General features: G+C 48.4%; 15 protein-coding genes. 13 read left to right on the top strand and 2 right to left on the bottom strand.

Going from position 1 to position 12130, the window contains the following annotated elements:
- Window positions 1-153: 153 nt before the first annotated feature.
- Window positions 154-693: a CDP-diacylglycerol--serine O-phosphatidyltransferase gene (gene pssA / locus DIJ65_RS14305; protein WP_071151975.1), complete on the bottom strand. Its 540-nt coding sequence runs from the start codon at window positions 691-693 to the stop codon at window positions 154-156.
- Between the two features lie 94 nt (window positions 694-787).
- On the opposite strand from pssA, the gene DIJ65_RS14300 reads away from it, so the two are divergent.
- The 12 genes from DIJ65_RS14300 (at window position 788) to DIJ65_RS14245 (ending at window position 10729) form a co-directional block, all read left to right on the top strand.
- On the top strand, window positions 788-1561 hold the full coding sequence (locus DIJ65_RS14300) for a phosphatidylserine decarboxylase (protein ID WP_071151974.1): 774 nt from the start codon (window positions 788-790) through the stop codon (window positions 1559-1561).
- A 21-nt stretch (window positions 1562-1582) separates the two neighbouring features.
- Window positions 1583-2122 (top strand): YqeG family HAD IIIA-type phosphatase, encoded by a 540-nt coding sequence (locus DIJ65_RS14295; protein WP_260678709.1) that lies wholly within the window; start codon window positions 1583-1585, stop codon window positions 2120-2122.
- On the top strand, window positions 2119-3222 hold the full coding sequence (gene yqeH, locus DIJ65_RS14290; protein WP_071151972.1) for a ribosome biogenesis GTPase YqeH: 1104 nt from the start codon (window positions 2119-2121) through the stop codon (window positions 3220-3222). Before DIJ65_RS14295 ends, yqeH begins: the two co-directional genes overlap by 4 nt.
- A 10-nt stretch (window positions 3223-3232) precedes the next feature.
- Complete coding sequence (gene aroE, locus DIJ65_RS14285; RefSeq protein WP_071151971.1) at window positions 3233-4060, top strand: shikimate dehydrogenase; 828 nt, start codon at window positions 3233-3235, stop codon at window positions 4058-4060.
- Window positions 4047-4346, top strand: coding sequence for a ribosome assembly RNA-binding protein YhbY (gene yhbY, locus DIJ65_RS14280; protein WP_071151970.1), 300 nt, complete (start codon window positions 4047-4049; stop codon window positions 4344-4346). The genes aroE and yhbY overlap by 14 nt, the downstream gene beginning before the upstream one ends.
- Window positions 4343-4945: a nicotinate-nucleotide adenylyltransferase gene (locus tag DIJ65_RS14275; RefSeq protein ID WP_071151969.1), complete on the top strand. Its 603-nt coding sequence runs from the start codon at window positions 4343-4345 to the stop codon at window positions 4943-4945. The genes yhbY and DIJ65_RS14275 overlap by 4 nt, the downstream gene beginning before the upstream one ends.
- A complete protein-coding gene (gene yqeK, locus DIJ65_RS14270) occupies window positions 4899-5474 on the top strand; it encodes a bis(5'-nucleosyl)-tetraphosphatase (symmetrical) YqeK (RefSeq protein WP_071151968.1) in 576 nt (191 codons plus the stop codon). The genes DIJ65_RS14275 and yqeK overlap by 47 nt, the downstream gene beginning before the upstream one ends.
- Entirely contained in the window at window positions 5471-5809 is a 339-nt protein-coding gene (gene rsfS, locus DIJ65_RS14265; RefSeq protein ID WP_071151967.1) for a ribosome silencing factor, read from the top strand. Before yqeK ends, rsfS begins: the two co-directional genes overlap by 4 nt.
- The gene (locus DIJ65_RS14260; RefSeq protein WP_071151966.1) at window positions 5806-6534 is read left to right on the top strand and encodes a class I SAM-dependent DNA methyltransferase; all 729 of its coding nucleotides are present in this window, start codon (window positions 5806-5808) and stop codon (window positions 6532-6534) included. Before rsfS ends, DIJ65_RS14260 begins: the two co-directional genes overlap by 4 nt.
- A gap of 563 nt (window positions 6535-7097) precedes the next feature.
- The gene (locus tag DIJ65_RS14255; RefSeq protein WP_230321440.1) at window positions 7098-7817 is read left to right on the top strand and encodes a helix-hairpin-helix domain-containing protein; all 720 of its coding nucleotides are present in this window, start codon (window positions 7098-7100) and stop codon (window positions 7815-7817) included.
- 63 nt (window positions 7818-7880) lie between these two features.
- A complete protein-coding gene (locus DIJ65_RS14250) occupies window positions 7881-8456 on the top strand; it encodes a ComE operon protein 2 (RefSeq protein WP_117303289.1) in 576 nt (191 codons plus the stop codon).
- Window positions 8457-8467: 11 nt separating this feature from the next.
- On the top strand, window positions 8468-10729 hold the full coding sequence (locus DIJ65_RS14245; RefSeq protein ID WP_230321441.1) for a DNA internalization-related competence protein ComEC/Rec2: 2262 nt from the start codon (window positions 8468-8470) through the stop codon (window positions 10727-10729).
- A gap of 39 nt (window positions 10730-10768) precedes the next feature.
- Here the strand turns inward: DIJ65_RS14245 and DIJ65_RS14240 are convergent, their stop codons facing one another.
- A complete protein-coding gene (locus DIJ65_RS14240) occupies window positions 10769-10903 on the bottom strand; it encodes a YqzM family protein (protein WP_117303290.1) in 135 nt (44 codons plus the stop codon).
- 158 nt (window positions 10904-11061) lie between these two features.
- Between DIJ65_RS14240 and holA the strand changes: the two genes are divergently transcribed.
- Window positions 11062-12084: a DNA polymerase III subunit delta gene (gene holA, locus DIJ65_RS14235; protein ID WP_117303292.1), complete on the top strand. Its 1023-nt coding sequence runs from the start codon at window positions 11062-11064 to the stop codon at window positions 12082-12084.
- Window positions 12085-12130 lie beyond the last annotated feature (46 nt).

Here is a 12130-nt window from a genome sequence, read left to right as displayed (position 1 = left end):
CGCCCGCTTCCTTCAGATTCCACGTCGCCGTGGACACCCTTGCGCTTGGCTAACTGTTACTTCTGCCTTCACAGTTCGGGACTCGCACCCTATAGATTACGCCCATGCCGGGCACACCAAAAAAGCTGCCGGATAAATTCCGGCAGCTTTTATTTACACTTTTTTCAATGTGAATGTGCTGATCATCAGCAGCGAACAAATGAGGACTAGAAACATATAAAAGACAGTCGGCAAGGTTTCCAGACCGAAATATGACAGAGTCAAGACGGTTCCGGCTGCGGTAATCGGCAATCCGGTAAAGTAGCCGCTTGATTCGCTGATATTGAAGCGGGCAAGGCGGAACGCTCCGCTGGAAATGTAAATTACGGTAAAGACCATGCCTGCAATGCCGAAATCACTCAACGCAAGTTGGTATATCAAAATGGCGGGCGCCACGCCGAAGGAAATGATGTCACTCATGGAATCCAATTGCTTCCCGAGCTCTGATTCCTGATTGAGCTTGCGGGCGACAATGCCGTCGAAACGATCCAGAAAAGCGGCTATGAAGATGAACAGCACACTGAAACTGTATGCACCGTTGAGGGCCGCCATAACTGCCGCGCCCCCAAACGCCATATTCCCGATGGTCAGCATATTGGCAGTATGGGATTTAAATTTTTTTATCGTGTTGTCCATACGTTCTATAAAAATCAATGGAGAATCCTCCTAAAATACATAATGATGTTTCTTTCATTATACTGTTTGATTAGAAAAAATGGTAGACTTTTATCATGATGGAGGTAGTCCGATGAAGAAAAAGTTATATCAATATACAATCGAGTTGACGAATGGACCTATGACGTCCGGTTTATTGCAACGATTTGCAAAATCCGCGGGCAGTCGCTCAGTCATCCAAAACTATGTCAAGACATATAATATAAAGACAGAAGATATTGAACAGCCAATGGATTCCTTCTCTTCTCTCCATGAATTCTTTATCCGGAAGTTGCGGCCAGGCAGTCGTCCACAGGCGGAAACGGCTGTCGTCTCGCCGGTCGACGGCAAAGTGGAAATAGCCGGTAAAATCCATCCGGACAGCCGGTTTATTGTTAAGGGCCAGGAGTATTCGCTTTCAGAGCTGATGGGAAGCGAGAAATTGGCAGAGCGCTACGCAAATGGCAACTATGCAGTGCTTTATCTTTCGCCAGCCGATTACCACCGGATTCACAGTCCATTGGACGGCAAGGTCATCCGCCAGTTTGTGCTCGGAAAAAAATCCTACCCGGTCAACCAGTCAGGTTTGCTTTACGGCAAGTCGCCGATCAGTGGCAATTACCGGCTGATTACGGAACTTCAAACAGCAGGCGGTAACGTACTGATGGTGAAAGTCGGAGCGATGTTCGTTAATTCAATAGAACTGACAAACACGAAGGATGAGTGGCAAAAAGGTGAAGAAGTCGGCTATTTCAGTTTCGGCTCCACCGTGGTTTTGTTTTTTGAGCCGGATCGTTACCGGTTTACGGAGAATATTGTGGCCGGTGAACCGGTAAAAGTGGGAGAAGCACTGGCAAATATGCTATAATCATTAACATTAAGTTTGAGGATACAGGAGTTGTTGATAGTGTACCAAAAATTTATACCGAGCCAATATGTCAGATCGGTGTTTGATATCACCCCGGAGAGTCTGCTGGAGAAAAACATACGGGGAATCATTACGGACCTTGATAATACGCTGGTCGAATGGGACCGCCCTGAAGCCACCCCGATGCTTATCAGTTGGCTGAAAACGATGAAGGATTCAGGCATCCAGGTGGTCATCGTTTCCAATAACAATGAGCTGCGCGTCAAATCATTTGCCGATCCGCTTGGCATCCCATTCATTTTCCAGGCACGCAAACCGATGGGCAAAGCTTTCCGGAAAGCTTTGAAAATCATGAGCGTGAAGCGGGAAAATGTGGTTGTCATCGGCGATCAGATGCTGACCGATATATTTGGCGGCAACCGCAACAAACTGCATACGATCCTCGTCCTGCCGGTCGCCCAATCCGACGGGTTCTTTACACGTTTCAACCGTCTGGTCGAGCGCCGCATCATGAAGAGGCTTAAAGATAAAGGATATATAACCTGGGAGGAAGAAAATTGAGTGAAATGCCAAATTGCATCGGCTGCGGTGCACAGATACAAACAGAACATCCTGGAAAGTTGGGCTATGCCCCGGCATCATCATTGGACAAGGAAGAGGTAATTTGCCAACGGTGTTTCCGCTTGAAAAATTACAATGAGCTACAGCCCGTGTCGCTGACGGATGATGATTTTCTGCGGATTTTAAACTCGCTGGGTGAACGCAGAGGGTTAATCGTGAAAATCGTCGACATTTTTGATTTCAATGGAAGCTGGCTTCCAGGCCTTCACCGATTTGTCGGAAACAACGACATTCTGCTGATTGCCAATAAATCGGATTTATTGCCCAAATCGGTCAAAGAACAGAAACTCCTGCAATGGATGAAGCGGGAAGCAAACAAGCTTGGCCTGAAGCCGGTTGACATTCTGACAGTCAGCGCAGCTAAAGGGAAAGGGATTGCGGAAGCGATGGAAGCGATCGAACATTACCGTAAAGGCGCCGATGTATTTGTGGTCGGTTCTACGAATGTCGGGAAGTCCACTTTCATCAACCGCATCATCAAACAGGCGACCGGCCAGGATAATATCATCACTACCTCGCATTTTCCGGGGACAACGCTCGATATGATCGAAATTCCGCTGGACGATGAGAAGTCGATGTATGATACGCCGGGAATCATCAATCACCACCAGCTTGCTCACTATCTTCATACAGCTGATTTGAAAATGATCATGCCGAAAAAAGTAATCAAGCCGCGGGTCTTCCAACTGAATCCGGAGCAGACGCTGTTTATCGGTGGCCTGGCAAGATTTGACTTCATCCAGGGTGAACGTTCATCGTTTACGTTTCATATTGCAAATGACCTGCCGATTCACCGGACGAAACTGGATAATGCTGATGCATTGTACGAACAGCATTTCGGTGGCATGCTTGCTCCGCCGTCCGAAGAGTACAAAGAGGATTATCCGGAATTGGTGCGCCATGAATTCCGCATCAAGGATGCAAAAACCGATATTGTCTTTTCCGGTCTGGGCTGGGTAACTGTTCAGCATCCGAATGTTACTGTCGCAGCGCATGCGCCGAAAGATGTCGAAGTGATGCTGCGGCCATCTCTTATATAGGAGGGATTGGATGAAAAAATGGTATGCGGTAATCGGCGACCCGATTTCCCATTCATTGTCACCGTTCATGCACGAAACATGGTTCAGAGAAAACGGTCTGGATGCTTCGTTTATACCGGTGCATGTGGAACCTTCAGATTTGAAACAGGCATACGAGGCTTTGCTGATTCTTGGGGCAAGCGGTTTTAATGTGACGCTGCCGCATAAACAGGCAATCATTCCATTGCTTGGCGGTATTGATGATACTGCTGCAGCGATGGATGCCGTAAACACGGTTGTGCGAAGTGGCAAGAGTTTTAATGGGACAAATACAGACGGCGATGGATTTGTGAAATCCCTGCTGACGATGAAGCCTGCCTCCGACTCCAGAATTCTGTTGATTGGAGCGGGAGGAGCAGCCAGGGGAATCAGTTTTGCACTGAAACGCGGTGGTTTTGAAGATGTGACGATCACCAACCGGACATACCGCCGGGCCGAAGAGCTTGCTTCCGAAACCGGCAGCAAGCCGATGATGAAAGCGGAAGCGGAGCACAGGCTTGGCGACTTTGATATCATCATCCAGACAACTTCTGTCGGTTTGGCGGAAGATGAGGCATTGCCGATCGGACTCCAGAATGTGAGGCCCGGGTCACTGGCAGCAGACATCGTCTATAATCCGATCGAAACGCCCTTCCTGAAACGAGCTGAAGAGGAAGGCTGCAGGACGTTGAACGGTGTGGGCATGTTCGTCTATCAAGGCGCCATCGCTTTTGAGAAATGGACAGGCATCAAACCCGATACCGAAAAGATGATTCAATTGATAACGGAAAAATTAGGAGGAAATTATGTTAACAGGTAAGCAAAAGCGATTTTTGAGAAGCGAAGCACATCATATCGATCCGATATTCCAGGTAGGCAAAGGCGGCGTAAATGAAGCGATGATCGTTCAGATTACAGAAGCTCTGGAGAAACGCGAATTGGTGAAAATCAGTATTCTTCAAAACAATGAAGACGGCAAGAACGAAGTGGCAGAAAAATTGGCTGCGGGAACAGGAGCGGAATTGGTGCAATTGATCGGCCATACAGTCGTCCTTTACAAAAAATCAGTAAATAATAAGCGGATCGAGTTGCCGGTGAAGCGATGAAAAAAGTGGGGATTCTGGGAGGAACCTTTAATCCGCCGCACTTCGGCCATCTGATCATGGCTAATGAAGCCTTTCACACGCTGGCCCTGGACGAAGTACGGTTCATGCCCAATGCAGTTGCCCCGCACAAAGAGGTTCACGGTGCGGATACTTCCCAGCGCCTGAAAATGACGGAATTGGCGGTAGAAGGTTTTTCACAGTTTCGCATCGAGCCCATTGATATCCTGGCTGGCGGAGTGTCTTACACATTCAATACAATCAGTCAATTAGTGGAAATGGAACCGGAAACAGAATTTTATTTCATTGTCGGGGGAGATTCGATCGAAGGGTTGAATTCCTGGCATCGAATCCATGAACTGGCGGAAATGATTCAGTTTGTTGGAATCGGCCGCCCGGGCTATGATTCCAGCACCGATTTTCCCGTCATGATGATTGATTCCCCAGAAATGCATCTGTCTTCGTCAATGCTGCGGGAAAGAGTGGCAGCGAATCGGCCATTGACATTTTTCGTGCCCGAGAAAGTCGAAGCCTATATCCGTGAGGAGGGTTTATATGGACCAGAGCAAGATGCTTCAACTCGTAAAGAAACGTCTACCTGACAACCGGTATGCACACGTTGTCGGAGTTTTGAACACGGCGACAGCACTGGCAATCCGATTCGGCGTGCCCCAGGAAAAAGCTCAGGTGGCCGCGATTCTGCATGACGTCGCCAAGTTCTCCGACAAGGAGTGGATGAAGTCCATCATGGAAAAAGAAGCGATGGACCCCCTACTACTGGAATATCATTCGGAATTATGGCATGCTCCGGTCGGGGCATATGTCGCTGCCTATGAATTCGGTGTGGAAGATGAAGATGTTTTAAATGCCATCCGGTATCATACAACCGGCCGCGCCGGCATGTCCGACCTGGAAAAAGTGGTTTATATCGCAGACCTCGTGGAACCGAACAGGAAATTCAAAGGCGTCGAAGAATTGCGTCAATTAAAAGAACAGGGATTGGATGTTATGATGGAAGCCTGCGTCAAACACAGCATCGATTTTCTTGTATCAAAAAATCAGCCGGTCTATCCGGATTCACTGAAGTGTTATGAATACTTCGTGCAACAGAAAGGGAAAGTGAAAGAATGACTGAACATACACTATTGCAAATGGCATATCAAGCTGCCGAAGATAAAAAAGCGGAGGACATCGTTGTCCTCAATATGGAAGGGATTTCGTTGCTCGCGGATTATTTCGTCATCTGCAGCGGGAATTCAGATCGCCAGGTCCAGGCGATTGCACGCGAAATCATCGAGAAATCCAATGAAGCGGGTAATGAAGTGAAAAGTATCGAAGGTTTTGATTCGGCCCGTTGGATCCTTGTCGATCTTGGAGATGTCGTAGCGCATATTTTCCACAAAGACGAACGTTCTTATTATAATTTGGAGCGCCTCTGGAGAGAAGCGCCTGAAATGGAAATATGAGCTACGGCAAATTCGCGTCAATTTACGATAGCCTGATGCAGGACATTCCCTATGAACAATATGTTGAATGGATCGCCTCGTGGCAGACTTCCGGAAAATTGCTCGATTTGGCATGCGGCACGGGCACACTTGCCCAACTTTTTGCAGAACTGGGCTACGAAGTGACAGCCAGCGACCTGTCCGAAGAAATGCTGACAATGGCCAATCAAAGATTCCAGGTGGCCAACCTGCGTATCCCGACGTATCAATTGTCAATGGACAGTCTCGAAGGCCTTCATGGCTTTGATGCAGTTACAATTGCAATTGATTCGCTGAACTATTTAAAAAGCGGAGAACAGGTGCAGAAAACGTTCAATGAAGTGCACAAAGCTTTGAACGACGGAGGCATGCTGTTTTTTGATGTTCATTCCACCCACAAGGTCGATGAAGTTTATATGGGCAGCCCTTTTGTGCTTGACGATGAAGAGGTTTCGTTCATCTGGCACACGGAACCCGGCAAAGCCAATCACAGTGTCGTCCACGACATTACGTTTTTTGTAAGGGAACAGGAAGACTTGTATAAGCGGTTTGAAGAAACACACGAACAGCGTACCTTCCCGGTTTCCACCTACAGCACCTGGCTGAAAGCGGCGGGCTTTGTAATCGAATCGATCACAGCGGATTTTTCGGATGCAGAACCATCAAGCGAAAGCGAGCGGATTTTCTTCTGTGCCAGAAAAGTTTAATGGAAATTTTTAAAGCCACCAATCGGTGGTTTTTTGTTTTGTATAAAAATCTATATTTATATTGAATTAAGCTATAGGAACCGATATTACGCAAAACAGCTTCGAAGACATTAGCCGATGCTTGCGAGGCTAAGTCTTTGCGACGAAGCAGCGCAGCGATGCAGGAGCACGATTATAAATAATAGTAGATTACGCACTTCGTCGAAACGACGTTGGAAAGCCAACGCCGTTTCTGTCTCTGCATCGCTGCGCTAGCTTCGAGACATGGAAGGGCGCTGCTCCCCATGGCGTCTTCGCTGTTTTGCTTCATATCTTTAGGACCCACTCAAACAAAGTTACTTTCCCAGCGCCGGCGCGGCTCAGGAGCAGGCGAATTCCGACCGGAGCAATAAGACGAGTGGTCTTCTCGGCTTATTGCGGGAGGCAAGGTTCGCCATACGAAGCTGGCGCATCCTTTGCGACGAGCAGTGCGCAGGAGCATAATCTTTGCACTGTCCAAAGCGCCGAAGCGATTTAGATATCTTATTTCTTACTAAACTTTTATGGACAGGCGCTTACAATAATTGTATAATTCAGACAGCTTCCATTTAATTGCTTCCCGCTGGAAAGAGGGATGCAAACTGACAATCCAACAGATTTTCAGTAAATACAGCAGACTGCTGATCCCCGCTGCAGTCCTATCAATGCTGGCGCTTTATTTTTTATTTCCCCATGGTGATTCCGAAGAAACCGGAGCGGCACCATCTGATCTGATAACAGCTGAATCCCCTCAGCTGAGTGAAACCCCAACCATTATCAACGAAACCGAAACCGAAACAAAGACGGAAACAGTACCAGCGAAAATTTTGATAGAAATCAAAGGCCAGGTAAATGCACCGGGTGTATTTGAAATGCCTTCGGAATCCCGGCTGCACGATGCAATTGAGCTCGCCGGTGGTTTTCTTCCGGACGCTGATGACCTGTCACTTAATATGGCCATGAAACTGACGGACGAAATGAGCGTATTTGTGCCAAAAGCAGGCGAGGCGGCTGATGCGCCACCGGTTATCACCCAACCGGCGGAGGCTGCGGCAACGGCCGAGGCAGGGGGCCCGTTGAACATCAACACGGCGGACGACACGGGCCTGACCACTCTGCCCGGGATAGGTCCTTCAAAAGCGGCAGCCATCATCGCGCACCGTGAAGAGAATGGCCCGTTCGTTTCCATCGAAGCTTTGAAAGATGTAACCGGCATCGGCGATAAAACGTTTGAACAATTGAAAAACTTAATTTCGGTGGACTGATTGTTGACGTCTTTTCCACCTCTGCTAAACTGAAAATGACAGTATAAAGCAGGGGGCAATTAAATGAAGCGAATAACTTGGGACCAATTCTTCATGGCGCAAAGCCATTTGTTGGCGTTAAGAAGCACGTGTACACGGTTGGCGGTTGGAGCGACCATCGTCCGCGACCGGCGGATTATTGCGGGAGGCTATAATGGCTCGATATCCGGTGGCGACCATTGCATCGATAAAGGCTGTTATGTAGTGGACGGCCATTGCGTGCGGACGATCCATGCCGAAATGAACGCATTGCTGCAATGTTCGAAGTATGGGGTCAGCGTCAATGGCGCTGATATGTATGTCAGTCATTTCCCGTGCCTCCAGTGTACAAAATCCATCATACAGGCCGGAATATCCCGGCTATATTATGCAGCAGATTACAAAAACCACGAATACGCAATCGAATTATTGGAACAGGCGGGTGTGGAAGTTGTCCAAGTGATTTTTGACGAGCGGCAAATCGATTTTCTCGGTGTGGAAAAGGCGGCTCTCTATATCGAGCTGATTGGAAAGCTTCGGGAAAAAGGCGGAAGCGAAGAAGAATTGGCTCATTACAATGAGCGGGTGAAGGAATTATTCGGAGAAGAGATCGAAGTCTGAGCCGGAATACAATGATTTATTTTGCTGCAGCAGCGGCAATTTCTACAATAGCAGCGCATGAAACACCTGGTTTACTCGTGTTCATGGCGCTGCTTTTTCTATGGATGCTCTGGAAAAAGGAAGCGGAAGCGGCATTTGCTGCTGTTCTGCTCTTTTCGGCAGTGTTTTTTATGGTACAGGATCAGCGGCATGGCGCACTGCCTGATTACACAGGAGTTTATGACGGCACCGCTCATTTTCAGGAAGGGTTTAAGATTGACGGAGATTCGGTGCGGGGGTTTATGGAGCTGAATGACGGTGGACTTGTTTACGCCAGCTACCGATTTGCATCTCCGGAAGAAAAAGTGGAAAAAGAGCACCTGATCCGAAAATCCCTCTTCCATGTCAGGGGAGTATTCGAACAGCCCGACGTGGCATCACATGAATATGCTTTTGATATGGCAGGCTACCTTACGAGCAACGGGGCTGCTTCAGTCCTTGCACTGCAGGAATTGACCCATGAGAAACCTCTGGAGGGCTTTTCAGCTGCCATGTCCGACAGGAGGGCGCAGCTGAAGGAACATATACGCAAACGCTTTCCCGCCAGCCTGACTGCAGAAGCTGAAGCACTGCTGATCGGAGAACGCGAAAGCATCACATCTGAACAGCAGCGCATTCAGCAGACTTTGGGAATTTCGCACCTTTTTGCAATATCGGGCCTCCATGTCGGGATCATCAGCGGCCTGCTGTATTTTTTTATGCTGCGCTGCGGCATCCGAAAAGAAACCGCGATGCTCCTGTTGCTGGTTCTATTGCCTTTATACGCCTTACTGGCAGGAGGAGCACCTTCAGTCTGGCGAGCTGTCAGCATGACAAGCGCGATCCTGGCTTTTCGGCTCCTTCGGATACGAACGCCGGTTGCTGATGTTTTGCTGCTGAGTTTTATCGTTTTTATCGCAGCAGATCCCTATGTCATTTATAAAATTGGATTTCAGCTTTCATACGGCGCGAGTTTCGGCATCATTTATTCATTGAAACTGCTGGAAGCGGCAAAATCACCTGTCTCGATGGGGCTTCTGATAACGTTCCTGTCGCAGTTTACTTTGTATCCGATTCTGCTCTTCCATTTCTATGGTTTATCGTTGTCTTCTTTTTTGGTCAACAGCCTTTTTGTGCCTCTTTATACGTTAGTGATTCTGCCGATGAATATTTTGGCGCTGTTCCTGACATTTGCGTTTCAACCAGCGGCAGTTTTCGTGTTTTATATGTATGAACCTTTGCGGCTTATTGTGGAACGGTGGACTGCCTGGCTGGCGGAATGGCCACACCAGATGTGGGTTCCCGGCAAGCCCGGTGGCCTGTTTCTGTGTTTGATGCTGGGCGGGGTCATCCTGTTTTACAGTCTTGTGGAAAGAGGGGTAAGCTGGTGGAAAATTGGCATCGGCTTTGTCCCGGCCATTCTCTTTTCGGCTATGCCTTATTTTGATGGCGCTCTGAAGGTGACATTCATCGATGTCGGCCAGGGAGACAGTGCGCTGATCCAGTTGCCCTACCGGAAAGGCGTTTACCTCATCGACACAGGGGGCTTGCTGCGTTTTGACAGGGAGGGATTCAGTGAAAGGGTCCGTCCATTTGAAGTCGGACGGCAGGTGGTGGCGCCGTATTTACAGGGGGAAGGCATTTCTTCGATTGATAAGCTCATCCTGACACATCCGGACGCTGATCATGCGGAAGGGGCGGATGAAATCCTGCAGCTCTTCACGGTAGACGAACTTCATCTGACACCGGGCTCCGAAAGTTCCGAAATTGTCAGAGGGCTCGAAACGGATCTGGACGACACGTCCATCCGACTGCCGGGGCGAAGCAGTTTTTGGCGGGTCGGTGAAATCACCTTCAGCTATTTAAGTCCGGACGATGGCATCTATGAAGGCAACAACGATTCTCTTGTTCTGTTGATGGAATATCAGGGAACTAAGGTATTGTTCACAGGCGACCTTGAAACGGCCGGGGAAAATGAGATGCTCAGGCTTTATGGGGATCTGCTCGAAGATATTGCGGTTTTGAAAGTGGGCCATCACGGCAGCAAAACATCAAGTGGTGAAACTTTTCTTGCAGAACTCCGGCCGGCACTTTCCATTTTTTCGTCAGGCAAAGACAATCGATATGGCCATCCTGCGGAAGAAGTCGAAGAGAGGTTTGAGCGCCTTCAGCTGCCGACTCTCAATACAGCGGACCGCGGAACAATCGAAGTTGTTTTTCGCGAAGGCGGCTTTTCTGTTGCAACCATGAAATGAAAAAAGGTTCCGGCTGGATAGCCGGAACCTTTTTTAAAATTACAATGCCACGTATTGTACAACTGCAGCGACGATAAAGATAGTTGCGAAGAAAACGAATGATACCACAAATCCCATACCGGCATCGATGGCGTCGTTACGCTTCGACTGTACATTATTTTCAAATTCATTCATGGCTATCCCTCCTGATTCCCTCTAATTATAAGCTACTGCATCCCAAAAATCTACATTGAACTTTATAATTGCGGCTCTTTTTGCCTGCCGTCACAGAAAAGACAAATCCCACAAACAGCCGGAAATCCGATATAATAGAACAAGAAGGAGGCGGAAATATGATCACTTCAATATGGAAATCCATACGCAGCGGCCAAATCGCCCCTGTGTATCTTTTAATAGGCACTGAAAGTTATTTTATCGAAAAAACGTTGGACCTTCTGAAATCAAGCCTGGCCAAGGCGGAGGAACTTGAATTGACATTCTTCGATCTCGACGAAGTCCCGGTCGATCACGTCATTGACGAAGCGGACACATTTCCTTTTTTCAGCGAACGGAAATTGATCATCGCAAAAAATGCCTCTTTCCTGAAAGCAGCCGAAAGAGGCAAGGAAAAGATCAATCATGACCTGAAACTCCTCGAGTCCTGGCTGGAGAATCCGCCATCGGCTTCAGTCACCATTTTTGTTGCTCCTTACGAAAAGCTGGACGAACGGAAAAAAATCGTCAAATCCATGAAGCAGCATGCAGTCGTGGTCGAAGCCAAATCCCTGCAGGCAAATGACCTCGAGTCCTGGCTGTCACAGGAAGCGAAATCGTTCGGCAAGGACATCAGCCGGGGAGCCGTGCGCAAGCTCATAGAAATGGCCGGCACCAACCTGACTCTTCTGTCATCGGAAGTCGAGAAGATGTCGCTCTACCTGGGAGCTGAAGGGGGGATCACCGAAGAGCTCGTCGAAGGGATGACCTCCCGCACACTTGAACAGGATGCATTTAAAATGCTGCAGGCCTATCTGGACGGCAACATCAGCACAGCGCTCAGCGTCTACTACGATCTCCTCAGGCAGAAAGAGGAACCGGTCGCGCTCGCTGCACTGTTGGCATCCCAGATCCGTTTCATGGTGCATGTCTATTATCTTCAGAAAAAAGGCTACCATGCCCAGCAGATCTCCAAACAATTAAAAGCGCATCCGTACAGAGTGAAACTGCTCGTCGAAAAGCGTCAGCCTTTTTCGGAACAGCGGCTGCTCGAAGTACTGGGCGATCTGGCCGAAATCGATCTTCAACTCAAAACAGTCAGCGGCAACCGCGAACGAGTCCTGGAATTCTTTCTGATGAAACGCGGGGCAAAGAAAAGCTGAAGCGATTTATAAATTAAATCAAAGAAAAAAAGCCGGCTCCTTTTAA

The organism is Planococcus salinarum (genome assembly GCF_007004625.1).
Lineage (GTDB): Bacteria > Bacillota > Bacilli > Bacillales_A > Planococcaceae > Planococcus > Planococcus salinarum.
The sequence above is the reverse complement of the archived record's forward strand: the minus strand, read 5'-3'. Positions and strand labels throughout refer to the sequence as shown.